This window comes from Duganella margarita (assembly GCF_009857535.1).
GTDB lineage: Bacteria > Pseudomonadota > Gammaproteobacteria > Burkholderiales > Burkholderiaceae_D > Rugamonas > Rugamonas margarita.
Window position 1 is genome coordinate 1 of sequence record NZ_WWCS01000008.1, and the last position, 17,372, is coordinate 17,372.

12 protein-coding genes, 4 tRNA genes and 1 pseudogene are annotated in these 17,372 nt (G+C 61.5%); 15 read left to right on the top strand and 2 right to left on the bottom strand.

The genetic code is table 11. The features are described 5' to 3' along the window. Nucleotides 1-150, bottom strand: a pseudogene (locus GTP55_RS13820) (SDR family oxidoreductase); the annotation flags it as partial. A gap of 24 nt (nt 151-174) precedes the next feature. Between GTP55_RS13820 and GTP55_RS13825 the strand changes: the two are divergent. The 3 genes from GTP55_RS13825 to GTP55_RS13835 all read left to right on the top strand — a co-directional run bounded on the left by GTP55_RS13825 (nt 175) and on the right by GTP55_RS13835 (nt 4,126). Next, a complete protein-coding gene (locus GTP55_RS13825; RefSeq protein WP_161045520.1) occupies nt 175-1,326 on the top strand; it encodes a class I SAM-dependent methyltransferase in 1,152 nt (383 codons plus the stop codon). Nucleotides 1,327-1,432: 106 nt separating this feature from the next. Beyond that, nucleotides 1,433-2,464: a J domain-containing protein gene (locus GTP55_RS13830; RefSeq protein ID WP_161045521.1), complete on the top strand. Its 1,032-nt coding sequence runs from the start codon at nt 1,433-1,435 to the stop codon at nt 2,462-2,464. A 78-nt stretch (nt 2,465-2,542) separates the two neighbouring features. Continuing rightward, entirely contained in the window at nt 2,543-4,126 is a 1,584-nt protein-coding gene (locus tag GTP55_RS13835; protein ID WP_161045522.1) for a DUF3369 domain-containing protein, read from the top strand. Nucleotides 4,127-4,137: 11 nt separating this feature from the next. Here the strand turns inward: GTP55_RS13835 and GTP55_RS13840 are convergent, their stop codons facing one another. Beyond that, on the bottom strand, nt 4,138-7,392 hold the full coding sequence (locus tag GTP55_RS13840; protein WP_161045523.1) for an EAL domain-containing protein: 3,255 nt from the start codon (nt 7,390-7,392) through the stop codon (nt 4,138-4,140). Nucleotides 7,393-7,588: 196 nt separating this feature from the next. Between GTP55_RS13840 and GTP55_RS13845 the strand changes: the two genes are divergently transcribed. From GTP55_RS13845 to rpoB, 12 genes are all read left to right on the top strand, one after another. Beyond that, nucleotides 7,589-7,673, top strand: a tRNA-Tyr gene (locus GTP55_RS13845). Nucleotides 7,674-7,731: 58 nt separating this feature from the next. Further along, a tRNA-Gly gene (locus tag GTP55_RS13850) sits at nt 7,732-7,805 on the top strand. A 47-nt stretch (nt 7,806-7,852) separates the two neighbouring features. Then, nucleotides 7,853-7,927, top strand: a tRNA-Thr gene (locus GTP55_RS13855). 85 nt (nt 7,928-8,012) lie between these two features. Further along, on the top strand, nt 8,013-9,203 hold the full coding sequence (gene tuf / locus GTP55_RS13860) for an elongation factor Tu (protein WP_161045524.1): 1,191 nt from the start codon (nt 8,013-8,015) through the stop codon (nt 9,201-9,203). A gap of 64 nt (nt 9,204-9,267) precedes the next feature. Continuing rightward, nucleotides 9,268-9,343 (top strand) — tRNA-Trp (locus tag GTP55_RS13865). Between the two features lie 35 nt (nt 9,344-9,378). Next, a complete protein-coding gene (gene secE / locus GTP55_RS13870) occupies nt 9,379-9,762 on the top strand; it encodes a preprotein translocase subunit SecE (RefSeq protein WP_161045525.1) in 384 nt (127 codons plus the stop codon). After that, on the top strand, nt 9,762-10,379 hold the full coding sequence (nusG, locus tag GTP55_RS13875; RefSeq protein ID WP_110846316.1) for a transcription termination/antitermination protein NusG: 618 nt from the start codon (nt 9,762-9,764) through the stop codon (nt 10,377-10,379). Before secE ends, nusG begins: the two co-directional genes overlap by 1 nt. Nucleotides 10,380-10,500: 121 nt before the next feature. Beyond that, the gene (rplK, locus tag GTP55_RS13880; protein WP_090192334.1) at nt 10,501-10,932 is read left to right on the top strand and encodes a 50S ribosomal protein L11; all 432 of its coding nucleotides are present in this window, start codon (nt 10,501-10,503) and stop codon (nt 10,930-10,932) included. 2 nt (nt 10,933-10,934) lie between these two features. Next, nucleotides 10,935-11,633, top strand: a complete 699-nt coding sequence (gene rplA / locus GTP55_RS13885) for a 50S ribosomal protein L1 (RefSeq protein ID WP_110846317.1) — start codon at nt 10,935-10,937, stop codon at nt 11,631-11,633. A 252-nt stretch (nt 11,634-11,885) separates the two neighbouring features. Next, nucleotides 11,886-12,419 carry a 50S ribosomal protein L10 gene (gene rplJ / locus GTP55_RS13890; RefSeq protein ID WP_110846680.1) on the top strand — a complete coding sequence of 178 codons (534 nt, stop codon included), beginning with the start codon at nt 11,886-11,888 and terminating at the stop codon, nt 12,417-12,419. A 94-nt stretch (nt 12,420-12,513) separates the two neighbouring features. Continuing rightward, the gene (rplL, locus tag GTP55_RS13895) at nt 12,514-12,885 is read left to right on the top strand and encodes a 50S ribosomal protein L7/L12 (protein ID WP_161045526.1); all 372 of its coding nucleotides are present in this window, start codon (nt 12,514-12,516) and stop codon (nt 12,883-12,885) included. A gap of 250 nt (nt 12,886-13,135) precedes the next feature. Continuing rightward, nucleotides 13,136-17,245, top strand: coding sequence for a DNA-directed RNA polymerase subunit beta (gene rpoB, locus GTP55_RS13900; RefSeq protein ID WP_161045527.1), 4,110 nt, complete (start codon nt 13,136-13,138; stop codon nt 17,243-17,245). Nucleotides 17,246-17,372: the final 127 nt, after the last annotated feature.

Genomic DNA, 17,372 nt, shown 5'->3' on the forward strand with positions numbered 1-17,372 from the left:
CGCTTCGCTGGCCGAGGCGCGGTAGTGCACCGCCACGTCCCAGCCGGCGCGCGCCAGCCCGAGCGCGATGGCGCGGCCGATGCGGCGTCCGGCGCCGGTAACCAGGGCCACGCGCGGCGCGGCAGTTGAATTGTCCTGTGCTGTCATCATGTTTGAACTGGATATAATGCCGGGATGTCCTTACCCGTACCTTCTAGCGACGCGCTGGCCGCGTCCCACGCCCTGCAGCACCTGATCGCCGCCGACATCGAGCGCAACGCAGGCGCCATTTCCTTCGCCCGCTATATGGAACTGGCGCTGTATGCGCCCGGCCTGGGCTATTACAGCGGCGGTTCCGCCAAGCTGGGAAAAGATGGCGATTTTACAACCGCTCCCGAGCTGTCGCCGTTGTTCGGCGCAGCGCTGGCGCGGGTTGCAGCCGCTATTATCGCCCAAAGCGCGCCGAATATCCTCGAATTCGGCGCCGGCACCGGCAAGCTGGCGTTCGACATCCTGAGCGAGCTGCGCGCGGCCGGCGTCAAAGTGGACGCGTATTATATTGTCGAGCTGTCCGGCGAGCTGCGCGGTCGCCAGCAGGACCAGCTGCGCGATTTCCCGCAGGTGGTGTGGCTGGACGCCTTGCCGGCCGCGTTCGACGGCGTGGTGTTCGGCAACGAAGTGCTGGATGCGATGCCGGTCGAGCTGGTGATCAAGCATCCGGACGGCTGGCAGGCCTTGCAGGTGACGGTGGACGATGGCCGCTTCCAGTATCTGGAAACACCGGCCAGCCCGGCGCTGCTGGCGCAGGTGGCGCGCCAGATCCCGGAACACGAATTGCTGCCGGCCGGCTACGTGACCGAGCTGCACGGCGTGGCCTGCGGCTTCATGGCGACGCTGGCGCGCATGCTGGACCGGGGCACGGCCAACGCCGCCTTCCTGTTCGACTACGGCTTCCCGGCGCACGAGTATTACTTCGACCAGCGCGTCACCGGCACCCTGATGTGCCACTACCGGCACCATGCGCATCCGGACCCGTTCTACTATCCGGGCCTGCAGGACATCACCGCCCACGTCGACTTCACGGCGATGGCGCTGGCGGCGCAGGAGGCCGGCATCGAGGTGCTGGGCTACCTGAACCAGTCGGGCTTCCTGCTGGGGGCCGGCATCGGCGAATTGTTGCTGCGCACCGATCCGGCGGACGCGATGGCGTATCTGCCGCAGGCGCGCGCCCTGCAAAAGCTGGTGTCGCCGGCCGAGATGGGCGAACTGTTCAAAGTGCTGGTGGTCGGCAAAGGCGTAGAATTGCCGCAAGCGATCGTGCTGCAGGACCGCACCCACCGGCTGTAGACAAAAAAGCACATTGGATGGAAAAGCAAGCCAATTCGTTGTCTGCTCTGCGGGTTGCATGCGCTAAGATGGGCTATGATGACTGATTCTGCGTCGATTTCCAGCTATGGCCAAGATTCACACCCACTATGACAACCTGAAAGTGTCGCGTATGGCGCCGCAGGAGGTCATACGTGCCGCCTACAAGGCGCTCAGCCAAAAATACCATCCGGACAAAAATCCGGGGGATGAAAAGGCTGCGCGCATCATGGCCATTCTCAACAGCGCCTACGAGACCCTGTCCGACGCCCACCGCCGCAAGGAGCATGACGAGTGGATCGCCTCGGAGGAATGGGAGATCGAGTGGCTGGAAAGCACCCGCCACGAAGACGGCCATCGCCATGACAAGCATAAGCACGATGCTGCCTGGCATCCGGAACAAGTCAACGACACCGTGGTCAAGCGCGGCCGCCGGCCCGGCTGGCGCACCTGGGCCGCACTGGCGGCGTGTCTGGCGCTGGGCTGGATCGGCGGCGCCACCATGGTGGCCGAACCGCAACTGATGGGCAGCCTGAGCAGTGCATGGGGCGGCAAGGGCGGCATCAACGCCAATGCGGCCACGCCCGATGCCGGCACGGCGGCGCGGCGCAGCGCGCGCGATGCGCGCGCCGACGGCCGCAGCGAGGAGTCCGACGCCTGGGCCACCGTGCGGCTGGCCGATGCGCACGCCGGCAAGACGGCGCCGATCAAGGTGGTGACCGCCTCGCAGGTGGTGTTGCCGGGCGCCGGCGCCGAATGCGACAGCGAAACCCCGACCCAGACCCTGCTGGCGCCCAACGGCGAACCGTGGCCGGCCCGCTCCGGCTACATGGAAGGTTTCCCGGTTGGCAACCGCGGCGACGAGATGCAGCTGATGCTGGACAACGCCGGCAATGGCTCGGCGGTGTTCATCAAGGTGTACGACCTCGACCGCCGCTCGAATGTGCGCTACGCCTATGTGCAGGCGCACGACAAGCTGCTGGTCGACAAGCTGGCCAACGGCAAGTATGAAATCCGCTACCAGAACCTCGATGCCGGCGCCAATCCGGGCGCCTGCGGCGCGGCCAGCCGTACCGCCGCCGCCAGCGTGGAAGCAGGGGCGTCCCCCGTCAGCAACTAGTGCGGCCGTGTCGCTTCGATAAGAGTTGTCACAGGTTGGGAATCTGATTATCCTGAAGGTAACAACAGGAGATTGCGTATGACCGATTCCAACGCCGCAGACGACAACTGGCTGATCGACGAAGACGACGACGAGCTTCCTGCCAGCGGTCTCGGCGCCCCGGACCAGCGTTTGTGGCGCGTGCTGATCGTTGACGACGACGTCGATGTGCATGCCGTCACCCGGCTGGCGCTGCGCAACGTCAGCTTCAAGGGCCGCGAGCTGGAACTGTTTTCCGCCTACAGCGGGCGCGAAGCGTTTGAAATCCTGCGCGACACGCCGGACATCGCGCTGGTGCTGCTGGACGTGGTGATGGAAACCGACGACGCCGGCCTGATCCTGGCACGGCGCATCCGCGAGGAACTCCACAACGCCATCGTGCGGGTGGTGCTGCGCACCGGCCAGCCGGGCCAGGCGCCGGAGCAGCGCGTCATCATCGAATACGACATCAACGACTACAAGGCCAAGACCGAGCTGACCACGCAGAAGCTGTTTACCACGGTCATTTCGGCGCTGCGCGCTTACGAAAGCCTGAACATGCTGGAGCGCAGCCGCATCGGGCTGGGCAAGATCCTGGCCGGCGCCACCAATCTGTACCAGATCCATTCGCTGCGCGAGTTCGCGTCGGGCGTGCTGAACCAGGTGAGCGCGATCCTCGACGTCGGTTCCGACGGCGTGCTGTGCCTGATGCAGGGCGACACCGGCGTCACCACCGTGGTGGCCGCCACCGGCCACTATGCCGCGCTCAACGAAGCGGAGCTGATGCCGACCGGCCATCCGCTGTGGCCGACCATCGCCAAGGCGTTTGCCGAGAAAAAATCGCAGTTCGAGCATCCGGCCAACGTGCTGTTCATCCATACGCAGGAAAACCGCGAGGTGGCGATTTCGGTCACGCCGCCGTGGCCGCTGGCGCAGATCCAGCGCGATCTGCTGGAAGTATTCTGCCAGCGCATTGCGGCCGCGTTCGACAACCTGTACATGTTCGGCCAGCTGCGCAAGGCGCAGGAAGCCACCGTGGTGGCGCTGGCCGACCTGGCCGAGTTCCGCGACAAGGGCACCGGCGGCCATGTGCGGCGGGTGCAACTGCTGTCGTCGTCGCTGGCGCAGCGGCTGCACGCGCGCGGCGCCTATCCGGACGAGGTGACGCCGCAGCTGCTGGACATGATCGGCCTGGCGTCGATCCTGCATGACGTCGGCAAGGTGGCGACGCCGGACCACATCCTGCTCAAGCCGGGCATCCACACGCCGGAAGAGCGGGCCGAGATGCAGCAGCACGCGGCGGTGGGCCAGACCATCCTGGAGCGGGCGTCCAAGATGGTCGACGGCGTCAGCTACCTGACGTATGGCGCGCAGATCGCCGGCGGCCACCACGAGCATTGGGATGGCAACGGCTATCCGAACCAGCTGAAAGAGCGGGCGATCCCGATCGCGGCGCGGATCGTGGCGGTGGTGGACGTGTTCGATTCGCTGCTGCACGAGCGTCCATATAAAGAGCCGTGGCCGCATACCGAAGCGGTCAACTACATCAAAGAGCGCGCCGGCAAGCAGTTCGATCCGGAAGTGGTGGCCGCGCTGCTGGACATGATCGAGCGCGACCCCAGCGTCGGCCGCACCCCTGAATAAAACCCCCGGATTTAGGCCGGCACTTCGGCGGTGCGGACCATGGCTTCGAATTGCGCGACCGGCATCGGGCGGGCGAACAGGTAGCCCTGGGCTTCGTCGCATTGCTTGGCGCGCAGGAAGTCGCGCTGGGCTTCGGTTTCTACGCCCTCGGCGATCACTTCCAGCCCCAGCGAGTGCGCCAGCGCGATGGTGGCGGCGACGATCACGGCGTCGTTCGGGTCGCTCTCGATATCCTTGACGAAGCCGCGGTCGATCTTGATGCGGTCGATCTCGAACAGCTTCAGGTAGCTCAGCGATGAGTAGCCGGTGCCGAAGTCGTCAATCGCCACCTTGATGCCGCGCGAGCGCAGTTCGATCAGCAGCGCGCGGCTGCGTTCCGGGTCCTGCATCGCCGCCGATTCGGTGATTTCCAACTCCAGCAAGGCCGGGTCGATGCCGTGGCTGTGCAGCATGCGGTCCAGGTGCGGCAGCAGGCCCGGTCCGTGGCACTGGCGCGCCGACAGGTTGACCGCCAGCCGCAGATGCGACAGCCCCGGCGCCCGCCACGCATGCAGCAGGCTGCAGGCGCGTTGCAGCACCCAGTCGCCCAGCGGAATGATCAGCCCGGACTCCTCGGCGATCGGGATGAAGCGGTCCGGCCCCACCATGCCCAGCTCGGGATGGTGCCAGCGCAGCAGCGCTTCGGCGCCGATGATGCGCTGCGTCGCCAGTTCGATCTGCGGCTGCAGATACAGTTCGAATTCGTTCTGCTCCAGCGCCTGCCACAGGCGGCTTTCCAGCATCAGGCGCTCGTGGGTGGCGCTGTTCATTTCTGCCGAGAAGAACTGGAAGTTGCCGCGTCCCTGGCTCTTGGCGGCATACATGGCGGTGTCGGCATGGCGCATCAGCGTGCCGGCGTCTTCGCCGTCGGTCGGGAACATGGCGACGCCGACGCTGGCGCCGCTGTGCACGGTCTTGCCGTTCAGGTGGTACGGCGCAGTCAGCGCGTCGACGATGCGCACGGCGATGTTGGAGGCGTCGTCCGGCGTCACCGCGCCGTCGGTGACGACGATGAATTCGTCGCCGCCGAGGCGGGCGATGGTGTCGACTTCGCGCAGCAGTTCCTGCAGCCGCTGCGCGACGGCGATCAGCAGCATGTCGCCGGTTTCGTGGCCGTGGGTGTCGTTGATTTTCTTGAAGTGGTCGAGGTCGATGAACAGCACCGCCGCCGTGCCGCCGCCGCGACGGGTCTGCGCCAGCAACTGCTCCAGCCGCAGATTGAGCGACAGGCGGTTGGCCAGCCCGGTCAGGGTGTCGTGGTGGGCCAGGCGGTGGATGCGTTCCTGCGCCAGGTGCTGTTCGGTGAGGTCGTGCAGGATGGCGACGAACAGGTGCTCGTCCGGCAGTTCCACTTCCGACACCGACATCGCCAGCGGGAATTCGCTGCCGTCGCTGCGCCAGCCGGGCAGTTCGTATTCGTGGGTGACGCCGCAGGCGATCATGCGCAGCAGGCCGGCCGCGTCGAGGCCGGCCGCTTCGCCGACGCCGACCGGGATCAGCTTGTCGAGCGGCAGCGTGGCCATCTTCTCCGGCGCGTAGCCGAACAGGCGGCCGGCGGCGGCGTTGGCCGACATCAGCGCGCCGTTGCTGTCGATGGTCAGGATGGCGTCGGCCGCTTTGTTGAGGATCGCTTGCAGGCGCGCTTCGCGCTGGCGCAGGCGCGAGGTGGAGTCTTTCACTTCGGCCTGGATGCGGGCGCGCTCGCCGCTGATCAGCATCATCAAGGTGCCCAGCAGGCCGGTCAGCAGCAGGCCGCAGGTCAGCACGGTCCAGCTCTGCCAGCCGCGCTGCTGCTGCAGGTAGGCCGGGGTCGGCGCCAGCGTCAGTTCGTAGATGCGGCCGCCGAAGTGCAGCTGGCGCTGGAAGTCGCCCGGCTGCAGCGCGCGCTGCAGCGTGTCCTGCACCAGGCGGTGCGGGCCGTCGTCGTCGGTGTCTTCAAAGCGCAGCAGGAAGGAGGGGAACTCGGAGCGTTTCAGCGCCTGGTTCAGGTAGGCGTCGAACTGCATCGAGATCATCAGCGCGCCGATCACCTGGCGGTGACTGCCGGGCGGGGAGACGGTCTGCAGCAGCACCAGCCCGGGACTGCGGGTGTCCGCGCGCAGGCTGAGCGGTGCGGTAGCGGTCGGCTGGCCGGACTGGATGGCGCGCTCCAGCGCGGCGCGCCGCTGCGGCGAATGCAGGTAATCCAGCCCCTGGTAGGCGCGGCTGTTGGCGGGCTCGATGAACGTGGTGGCGAAATAGCGGTCGCGCTGCGCCGCGACGGTGAAGCTGCCGTCTTCCGCGCGCTCGCGGATGGCGAAACCGGGCGCCACCTGCTGGCGCGCCCACGCCTCGAAGGCGCGGCGGTCGCTGCCGGCCACCGGCGTCAGCCAGGCCATCGACATCAGTTCGGGGCGCTGGTCGAGGTAGCCATGGGCCAGGTTGCCGAAGTCTTCGGCGTTGAGGTTGCGGCGCGGGTCGTTGAGCGCCTTGGCCATGGCGTAGATGAAGCGCTCGTGCTCGCTGAATTGCGCTTGCAGCAAGTCGCCGGTCTGTTGCGCCTTGAGGCGGAAGGTCTGCATCTGCTGGGTGTTTTCCCAGCGGTCGGCCTGCAGGTAGATGGCGATGAAGGCGGCGGCCGACAGCACCAGCGGCAGCCCGACCAGCAGGCGGCGGCGCGCCCACAGCGCGCGCGGGCGGCCGATGACGATCCAGGTCAGCGGCGCCGCCAGCAGAATGCCGATGGTGTCGCCCATCCACCACGCCAGCCAGTCGGTGGCGACAGTGTCGCGCTGCAGGATGCCGATCGCCATCAGGCCGGACACCGAGATGGTGCACGACACCAGCGTCACGCAGGCGGCCAGCAGGATGAAGCGCACCACGTCGCGGCCGGAGCCGATGGTCTGGTCGATGTAGCGGCGGAACAGGGTGCTGCCGGCCCACGCCTGCAGGGCGGCGCCGGCGGCCGGGGCACAGGCGCCCAGCACGGCGGTGCCGGTGATGCCGGCGGCGCTGAGCGCGGGGTAGACCAGGTTGACCGTCAGCGAACCGAGCGCCACGCCCGGCAGCAGTCGGGCGCCGCCGACCACGCAGGCGGCCAGGGCGATCCCGGCGGGCAGGAAGATGGGGGAGGCATAGCCCGGCGGCAGCGCCAGCAGCAGGCCCAGGCGGCCAGTGAGGAAATACGCGGCCCACAGGGCCAGATTGGCGAACAGCAGGGTCGGCCAGCGGCCGCTTCGATTGTTCAAGCGCAGGGCTCCAGGAGTCTCATTGGTTCAATCGATTGTATAGGAAAACATGCAACGTAAAAACAACACTTGCACTTTTGCAGTTGGGGAGTTTAAAATCTCGCCCCGAAGCAGACGAACTGTGAACACTGCACCGATGAGGTGAAAAAAGGGTTGACGGTTTGAGAAAATTGCTTCATACTCTGCGGTTCCTCGCGGAGGGGTGGCCGAGTGGTTAAAGGCGACGGACTGTAAATCCGTTCTCTCAGAGTACACTGGTTCGAATCCAGTCCCCTCCACCAAGTTTTTGCAAGAAGACTGAGTGGCGCAGTAAAGTGAAATGAATTGAACCAATACCTCGCGGGTGTAGCTCAATGGTAGAGCTGAAGCCTTCCAAGCTTATGACGAGGGTTCGATTCCCTTCACCCGCTCCAGTGTTGTTGCAGTCTGGTGTGCAAACACCAAAAAGTAGTGCAAACAAGCCCTTTTAGCTCAGTGGTAGAGCACTCCCTTGGTAAGGGAGAGGCCACGTGTTCAATCCACGTAAAGGGCACCAGAATTCGCAGTACGCAGTACGGCAGCACTATCAAGACAGTCGGGCAGGGTTCCCTGCCAATCACACAAATCGTTAGGAGTCTAAAATGGCAAAAGAGAAATTCGAGCGGACCAAGCCGCACGTTAACGTCGGCACCATCGGCCACGTCGACCACGGCAAGACCACCCTGACCGCTGCGATCGCTACCGTTCTGTCGAAAAAATTCGGCGGCGAAGCTAAAGCTTACGACCAGATCGATGCAGCACCAGAAGAAAAAGCCCGCGGCATTACCATCAACACCGCGCACGTCGAGTACGAAACCGCCGGCCGTCACTACGCTCACGTTGACTGCCCAGGCCACGCCGACTACATCAAGAACATGATTACCGGTGCTGCGCAGATGGACGGCGCGATCCTGGTTTGCTCCGCAGCTGACGGCCCAATGCCACAGACCCGCGAGCACATCCTGCTGGCCCGTCAGGTTGGCGTGCCATACATCGTCGTGTTCCTGAACAAGTGCGATCTGGTGGATGACGAAGAGCTGCTGGAACTGGTTGAAATGGAAGTGCGTGAGTTGCTTTCGAAATACGAGTTCCCAGGCGACGACCTGCCAATCATCAAAGGTTCGGCACGTAAAGCACTGGACGGTGACACCGGTCCACTGGGCGAGCAAGCCATCATGGCCCTGGCCGACGCACTGGACAGCTACATCCCTACGCCAGAGCGCGCAGTCGATGGCGCCTTCCTGATGCCAGTGGAAGACGTGTTCTCGATCTCGGGTCGCGGCACCGTTGTGACCGGTCGTGTTGAGCGCGGCATCATCAAAGTCGGTGAAGAGATCGAAATCGTTGGTATCACCGACACCGTGAAAACCACCTGCACCGGCGTGGAAATGTTCCGCAAGCTGCTGGACCAGGGTCAGGCCGGCGACAACGTTGGTCTGCTGCTGCGCGGCACCAAGCGTGAAGACGTGCAACGTGGTCAAGTGCTGGCAAAACCAGGCTCGATCAAACCGCACAACCACTTCACCGGCGAGATCTACGTGCTGTCGAAAGACGAAGGCGGTCGTCACACCCCGTTCTTCAACAACTATCGTCCACAGTTCTACTTCCGTACGACTGACGTGACCGGTTCGATCGAACTGCCACAGGACAAAGAAATGGTTATGCCAGGCGATAACGTGTCGATCACCGTCAAGCTGATCAACCCGATCGCGATGGAAGAAGGTCTGCGCTTCGCAATCCGCGAAGGTGGCCGTACCGTAGGCGCAGGCGTCGTTGCCAAGATCCTGGCCTAATAGGATATGAGATTGCCACCCGGGTGTCCGGGTGGTATAATCGCGATCCTTTGTAGTTTTATGTAGGGGCGTAGCTCAATTGGCAGAGCGTCGGTCTCCAAAACCGAAGGTTGGGGGTTCGAGGCCCTCCGCCCCTGCCACCGAATCTGGTGCAGGGCACCGAAAGTAAATATAAATGTCTAATCAATCCGTGCAGACCGTCAGCACGTCGAATGACAAGATTAAGGTTGTACTGGCGATCGCCATTGCAATCGTGGGCGTGATAGGGTTCTATTACCTGTCGGACAAACCAGCTCTGGTACGCGCAGGCGCACTTGTGGCTGGTTTGGCTTTTGCCGTTTTGATCTTGTGGACTTCGTCGACTGGCCGTGATTTCCTGAATTTTGCCAAAGAAGCTGTCCGCGAGACGAAAAAGGTCGTGTGGCCTACCCGTAGCGAGGCGACCCAGATCACCGGCATCGTGTTTGCCTTCGTGCTGGTGATGGCAGTGTTCCTGTGGGGCACGGATAAGACCTTGGAATTCCTGTTGTACGACGTCATTCTGGGCATACGAAAATAATGAGCGAAAACGTGCAAGATGATGCGACCGGTGAAATCCCGGTCGAAGCCGCTCAAGAAGCGGCGCCCGTCAGCGTACCAGTCAGCAATAAGCGCTGGTACGTTGTGCATGCGTACTCCGGCATGGAAAAAAGCGTGCAACGCGCGCTGACCGAGCGCGTCGAACGCGCCGGCATGCAAGAACAGTTTGGCCAGATCCTGGTGCCGACCGAAGAAGTGGTCGAAGTGCGCAATGGCCAGAAATCGGTCACCGAGCGTCGTTTCTTCCCTGGCTACGTGCTGGTCGAGATGGAAATGACCGACGAAACCTGGCACCTGGTGAAAAACACCAGCAAAGTGACCGGCTTCATCGGCGGCAAATCGAACAAGCCGACGCCGATCCCGGCGCGCGAGATCGACAAGATCATGCAGCAGATGCAAGAAGGCGTCGAGAAGCCACGGCCGAAAGTGCTGTACGAAGTGGGCGAGCAAGTCCGCATCAAGGATGGTCCGTTCACTGACTTCAACGGCAATGTCGAGGAAGTCAACTACGAGAAATCGAAAGTGCGCGTCTCGGTCACCATTTTTGGCCGCGCCACACCAGTCGAACTCGAATTCGGCCAGGTCGAAAAAGTCTAAATACCGTTCGCCAGAGCGGGCGACGGTGTCAAAACCCTAGTGCATCTGGCAAAAGAGGAGCCCCGCCCTGCAGCATACGCAGTGTGGGGCGCTACTACTCATATCCAAGATAGGAGCCATCATGGCAAAGAAAATCATTGGTTTTATCAAGCTGCAAGTGCCAGCTGGTAAAGCAAACCCATCCCCACCGATCGGCCCAGCGCTGGGTCAGCGCGGTCTGAACATCATGGAATTCTGCAAAGCGTTCAACGCGCAGACCCAAGGTATGGAACCAGGCATGCCGATCCCAGTCGTGATCACCGCTTTCGCCGACAAATCGTTCACCTTCGTCATGAAGACGCCGCCAGCGACCTTCCTGATCAAGAAACATTCGGGCATCACCAAAGGTTCGCCGAAGCCACATACCGACAAAGTCGGTAAGCTGACCCGCGCCCAGGCCGAAGAAATCGCGAAACTGAAAACCCCTGATCTGACCGCTGCCGACCTGGATGCTGCTGTACGCACCATCGCTGGTTCCGCACGTTCGATGGGCATTACCGTGGAAGGTGTGTAATCATGGCAAAACTGTCCAAACGCGCAAAAGCTATCAAAGCTAAAGTTGATACCACCAAGAACTACTCGTTCGACAACGCTGTTGCTCTGATCAAAGAACTGGCCACCGCCAAGTTCAATGAATCGATCGACGTGTCGGTCCAACTGGGCGTGGATCCGAAGAAATCGGACCAGGTTGTGCGTGGTTCCGTCGTGCTGCCAGCTGGCACCGGCAAAACCGTTCGCGTAGCTGTGTTCGCTTCGGGCGACAAAGCCGAAGCTGCTAAAGCCGCTGGCGCCGACGTCGTCGGTATGGAAGACCTGGCCGAGCGCGTCAAAGCCGGCGACATGCCTTTCGATATCGTCATCGCTTCGCCAGACACCATGCGTATCGTTGGTACCCTGGGTCAGATCCTGGGTCCACGCGGCCTGATGCCTAACCCGAAAGTCGGCACCGTTACCCCTGACGTCGCTACCGCCGTGAAAAACGCGAAAGCTGGCCAGGTGCAGTACCGTACCGACAAAGCCGGTATCATTCACGCGACCATCGGCCGCAAATCGTTCGCTGACGCTGATCTGAAGAGCAACCTGGTTGCCCTGATCGACGCGCTGAACAAAGCCAAGCCAGCCTCGTCGAAAGGCGTGTACCTGCGCAAGGTGTCGCTGTCGTCGACCATGGGCGCTGGCGTCCGTGTTGACCAGGCTACCCTGGCTGCTGCCTAAGTTTTAAGTATTAAGTCCTTGTGCCCTCGGGCATGAGGCAGTTCTTTGGGATGGCTGCTGTTTCGGCAGCAGCCGCAATCAAAGACCGTTGGGCCAGGTGCATCAGGCAGGCATCCGGTTAATTGAATGTTTCACCCAACGCAGATGGTGTTCCCGATCAAGTTTTGCAGTCCATTGGACTCCTAACCTCGGACGCCGTGGTTCGAACCGATGGCCGGCAATGTCGCCGGCGATCATTTAAGGAGATTGACCGTGGGTCTCAATCTGAATGACAAAAAGGCCGTAGTCGCCGAAGTTTCCGCAAAAGTAGCAACTGCGCAAACTATCGTCGTGGCCGAGTATCGTGGCATCCAGGTTGCTCACTTGACGCAACTCCGTGCCAAAGCGCGCGCTCAAGGCGTGTACCTGCGAGTGTTGAAAAACACCCTCGCTCGTCGCGCCGTCGAAGGCACGCAATTTGCCGCCCTGGCAGACAGCATGACCGGTCCGCTGATCTATTCGATCTCGGACGATGCCGTTGCAGCAGCTAAAGTCATCAACGACTTCGCTAAAACCAACGACAAGCTGGTCATCACTGCCGGTAACTACGCAGGCAAACAGCTGGACAAGTCCGCTGTTACCGCGTTGGCGAGCATTCCTAGCCGTGAAGTCCTCATCTCGCAGCTGTTGGGCGTTATGCTGGCTCCGGTGTCGGGCTTTGCACGTGGTCTGGCTGCTCTGGCAGCGAAAAAATCCGAAGGCGCTCCTGTTGCAGAAGTTGCAGCAGAAGAAGCCCCAGCAGCCTAACAGGCCGCTGTGTGCCGGCCGTGGCGCCGGCGCGGGTTTTTTATCAAGTAGCATTCTGATGTATTAACGAATCAAAAAATTATTGGAGTTTCAAATGGCAATTAGCAAAGACGACATCCTGAACGCAGTGAGCGAAATGTCCGTAATGGACCTGAACGACCTGGTCAAAGCTTTCGAAGAAAAATTCGGCGTATCGGCTGCTGCAATGGCTGCTCCTGCTGCTGGCGGCGCAGTTGCTGCTGCTGCTGAAGAGCAAACCGAATTCAACGTTGTTCTGACCGAAGTCGGCGCGAACAAAGTTGGCGTAATTAAAGCAGTTCGCGAAATCACCGGTCTGGGCCTGAAAGAAGCCAAAGACGTGGTCGATGGCGCACCAAAAACCGTCAAAGAAGCCCTGTCGAAAGCTGACGCTGAAGCCGCTAAGAAAAAGCTGGAAGAAGCTGGCGCCAAGGCCGAACTGAAGTAATAAGCTGTACCGGTTGCTAACAGTTTGTGTTAGCGCCACGAGCCAAAGCTGCGGACTTCCCTTGTTAAAGAGGGAATATCCGGCTTTGGCTCCTTTGTCGTCTGTGTCGTATTTGTAGCGTTTTCCCGGCGTTGCAGTCCCAATTGAATCAGCTGGAAATGGTAGAAGTTTCAGGTTTCGTCTGTGTGACAGACAGGCCGCACAGGCTAAACCTGAAATTTTTTCCCTTTCTGTCACTCACGGAGTGTCCATGCACTACTCATTTACTGAGAAGAAACGCATTCGCAAATCATTCGCGAAGCGCGCCAACGTTCACAACGTTCCGTTCCTGCTGGCTACCCAGCTCGAGTCCTACCACAGTTTCTTGCAAGAAGATGTTAGCGCATCGGCCCGCAAGAACGACGGCCTGCAGTCGGCCTTTACCTCGATTTTCCCTATCGTTTCGCACAATGGTTTTGCGCGTCTCGAATTCCTGTCGTACGTGCTGGGCGATCCTGCCTTTGACGTCAAGGAATGCCAACTGCGTGGCCTGACGTTCGCGTCGCCGCTGCGCGCCAAGGTGCGTCTGGTGATCCTGGACAAGGAATCGCCGACCAAGCCGGTCGTCAAAGAGATGAAGGAACAGGAAGTCTACATGGGCGAACTGCCCCTGATGACCTCCACCGGTTCGTTCGTTATCAACGGTACCGAGCGCGTTATCGTTTCGCAGCTGCATCGCTCCCCGGGCGTGTTCTTTGAACATGACCGCGGCAAGACTCACTCGTCCGGCAAACTGCTGTTCTCGGCCCGTATCATTCCTTACCGCGGTTCGTGGCTGGACTTCGAGTTCGATCCGAAAGACATCCTGTACTTCCGCGTCGACCGTCGCCGCAAGATGCCCGTCAGCATTCTGCTGAAGGCGATCGGCATGTCGCCGGAACAGATCCTGGCCAACTTCTTCGTGTTCGACAACTTCCACCTGCGCTCCGAAGGCGCCGAGATGGAATTCGTCGCCGAACGCCTGCGCGGCGAAGTCGCGCGCTTCGACATCGTCGATCCGAAGACCGGCAAGACCATCGTCATGAAAGACAAGCGTATCAATGCCAAGCATGTACGCGACATCGACGCTGCCGGCCTGAAACACATTTCGGTGCCGGAAGACTACCTGCTGGGCCGCGTGCTGGCCAAGAACATCGTTGACGGCGACACCGGCGAAGTCATCGCCAACGCCAACGATGAGCTGACCGACGAAGTGCTGAATCGCCTGCGCGACAGCAACGTCGCCGACATCCAGACGCTGTACACCAACGATCTGGACCAGGGTGGCTATATCTCGCAAACGCTGCGCATCGACGACACCGCCGACCAGACCGCTGCGCGGATCGCCATCTACCGCATGATGCGTCCTGGCGAACCGCCGACCGAAGATTCGGTCGAAGCGCTGTTCAACGGCCTGTTCTACAGCCCGGACCGCTACGACCTGTCGGCCGTGGGCCGCATGAAGTTCAACCGCCGCATCGGCCGTGACGAACTGACCGGCGCCATGACGCTGTCGAACGACGACGTGCTGGCCGTGATCAAGATCCTGGTGGAACTGCGCAATGGCCGCGGCGAAGTCGACGATATCGATCACCTGGGTAACCGTCGCGTACGTTGCGTCGGCGAACTGGCCGAGAACCAGTTCCGCGCCGGCCTGGTGCGCGTTGAGCGCGCCGTCAAGGAACGCCTCGGCCAGGCCGAAGCGGACAACCTGATGCCGCACGACCTGATCAACAGCAAGCCGATTTCGGCCGCGATCCGTGAATTCTTCGGTTCGTCGCAGCTGTCGCAGTTTATGGACCAGACCAACCCGCTGTCGGAAATCACGCACAAACGCCGCGTTTCCGCCCTGGGCCCTGGCGGTCTGACCCGCGAACGTGCCGGCTTCGAGGTGCGCGACGTGCACCCGACCCACTACGGCCGCGTGTGCCCGATCGAAACGCCTGAAGGCCCGAACATCGGTCTGATCAACTCGCTGGCACTGTACGCCCGCCTGAATGAATACGGCTTCCTGGAAACCCCATACCGCAAGGTGGTGGACTCCAAGATTACCGACCAGATCGATTACCTGTCGGCGATCGAAGAAGGCCGTTACATCATTGCTCAGGCGAATGCCAAGATCAATGAAAGCGGTCAGCTGGTCGACGAGCTGGTGTCGTCGCGTGAAGCGGGCGAGACCATTCTGGTGTCGCCAGAACGCGTCCAGTACATGGACGTGGCGCCAGGCCAGATCGTGTCCGTTGCAGCGTCGCTGATTCCATTCCTGGAACACGATGATGCGAACCGTGCACTGATGGGCGCCAACATGCAGCGTCAGGCTGTGCCTTGCCTGCGTCCTGAAAAGGCGCTGGTCGGTACCGGTATCGAACGGACCGTGGCAGTCGACTCCGGCACCACCGTGCAAGCGGTGCGTGGCGGCGTGGTGGACTACATCGATGCAGGCCGTGTGGTGATTCGCGTCAACGACGATGAAGCCACTGCGGGCGAAGTCGGTGTCGACATCTACAACCTCATCAAGTACACCCGTTCCAACCAGAACACCAACATCAACCAGCGTCCAATCGTGCAGGTTGGTGACCGCGTCGCCAAGCACGACGTGATCGCCGACGGCGCATCGACCGACCTGGGCGAGCTGGCGCTGGGCCAGAACATGACCGTGGCCTTCATGCCATGGAATGGTCTGAACTTCGAGGATTCGATCCTGATCTCGGAAAACGTCGTCAAAGACGACCGTTACACCTCGATCCACATCGAAGAGCTGAGCGTGGTGGCACGCGATACCAAACTGGGCGCGGAAGAAATCACCCGCGACATCTCGAACCTGGCTGAGAACCAGCTGGCTCGTCTGGATGAGTCCGGTATCGTGTACATCGGTGCTGAAGTGCAAGCCGGCGACACCCTGGTCGGTAAAGTGACGCCGAAGGGCGAAACCCAGCTGACCCCGGAAGAGAAGCTGCTGCGCGCCATCTTCGGTGAAAAAGCATCGGACGTGAAAGACACCTCGCTGCGCGTGCCGTCGGGCATGGTCGGCACCGTGATCGACGTCCAGGTGTTCACCCGCGAAGGCATCGTGCGCGACAAACGCGCCCAGCAGATCATCGACGATGAACTGAAGCGTTTCCGTCTGGACCTGAACGACCAGATGCGTATTGTGGAAGGCGATGCCTTCCAGCGTCTGGAAAAAATGCTGATTGGCCAGGTGGTCAACGGCGGTCCGAAGAAGCTGGCCAAAGGCGCCAAGATCACCAAGGAATACCTGGACGATCTGGACAAGTACCACTGGTTCGACATCCGCCCGGCGGAAGACGCCTCGGCGACCGCGCTGGAAGCAATCAAGGAGTCGATCAATGAGAAGCGCCACCAGTTCGATCTGGCCTTCGAAGAGAAGCGCAAGAAACTGACCCAGGGCGATGAACTGCAACCTGGCGTGCAGAAAATGGTCAAGGTCTACCTGGCCGTGAAACGCCGCCTGCAGTCGGGCGACAAGATGGCAGGCCGCCACGGTAACAAGGGTGTGGTCTCGCGTATCGTGCCAGTGGAAGACATGCCCTACATGGCGGACGGTACCCCGGCCGACGTGGTGCTGAACCCGCTGGGCGTGCCGTCGCGGATGAACGTGGGTCAGATTCTGGAAACCCACTTGGGCTGGGCAGCAAAAGGCCTGGGTATCCGCATCGGCGAAATGCTGGCGCAACAGATCAAGGTCGCCGAGATGCGCAAGTATCTGACCACGGTCTACAACGAAACCGGCCGTCCGGAAGATCTGGACAACTTCGACGACGAAGAGATCATGAAGCTGGCGCACAACCTGAAACGCGGTGTGCCGTTCGCGACCCCGGTGTTCGACGGTGCGCACGAGTCGGAAATCCGCCGCATGCTGGACCTGGCTTACCCTGACGACATCGCCCGCAACCTGGGCATGACGCCATCGAAGAATCAGGTCACCATGTACGACGGCCGCACCGGCGAAGCGTTCGAGCGCAAGGTCACCGTCGGCGTGATGCACATGCTGAAACTGCACCACCTGGTGGACGACAAGATGCACGCGCGTTCGACCGGTCCATACTCGCTGGTGACGCAGCAGCCACTGGGCGGTAAAGCCCAGTTCGGTGGTCAGCGTTTCGGTGAGATGGAGGTGTGGGCACTGGAAGCGTACGGCGCATCGTACGTGCTGCAAGAGATGCTGACTGTGAAGTCGGATGACGTGAACGGCCGTACCAAAGTGTACGAAAACCTGGTCAAAGGTGACCACGTGATCGACGCCGGTATGCCGGAATCGTTCAACGTGCTGGTGAAAGAGATCCGTTCCCTGGGTATCGATATCGACCTGGAACGCAACTAAGACACTGGCCCGTCGTCCCGGCGAAAGCGGGTGGTCCGCCACCGCGGCCCATGCTGAGCTTGCGCTACCGTGATGCGCGCTCAGCATGGATTCCGGCTTCCGCCGGAACGACGCATTAGAATTTAAT

Excerpts from the sequence above, each read along its gene's own strand:
- rplA (WP_110846317.1), top strand. The coding sequence starts at position 10,935 with ATGGCAAAACTGTCCAAACGCGCAAAAGCTATCAAAGCTAAAGTTGAT.
- rplK (WP_090192334.1), top strand. The coding sequence starts at position 10,501 with ATGGCAAAGAAAATCATTGGTTTTATCAAGCTGCAAGTGCCAGCTGGT.
- GTP55_RS13835 (WP_161045522.1), top strand. The coding sequence starts at position 2,543 with ATGACCGATTCCAACGCCGCAGACGACAACTGGCTGATCGACGAAGAC.
- rpoB (WP_161045527.1), top strand. The coding sequence starts at position 13,136 with ATGCACTACTCATTTACTGAGAAGAAACGCATTCGCAAATCATTCGCG.
- GTP55_RS13825 (WP_161045520.1), top strand. The coding sequence starts at position 175 with ATGTCCTTACCCGTACCTTCTAGCGACGCGCTGGCCGCGTCCCACGCC.
- nusG (WP_110846316.1), top strand. The coding sequence starts at position 9,762 with ATGAGCGAAAACGTGCAAGATGATGCGACCGGTGAAATCCCGGTCGAA.
- secE (WP_161045525.1), top strand. The coding sequence starts at position 9,379 with ATGTCTAATCAATCCGTGCAGACCGTCAGCACGTCGAATGACAAGATT.
- rplL (WP_161045526.1), top strand. The coding sequence starts at position 12,514 with ATGGCAATTAGCAAAGACGACATCCTGAACGCAGTGAGCGAAATGTCC.
- tuf (WP_161045524.1), top strand. The coding sequence starts at position 8,013 with ATGGCAAAAGAGAAATTCGAGCGGACCAAGCCGCACGTTAACGTCGGC.
- GTP55_RS13830 (WP_161045521.1), top strand. The coding sequence starts at position 1,433 with ATGGCCAAGATTCACACCCACTATGACAACCTGAAAGTGTCGCGTATG.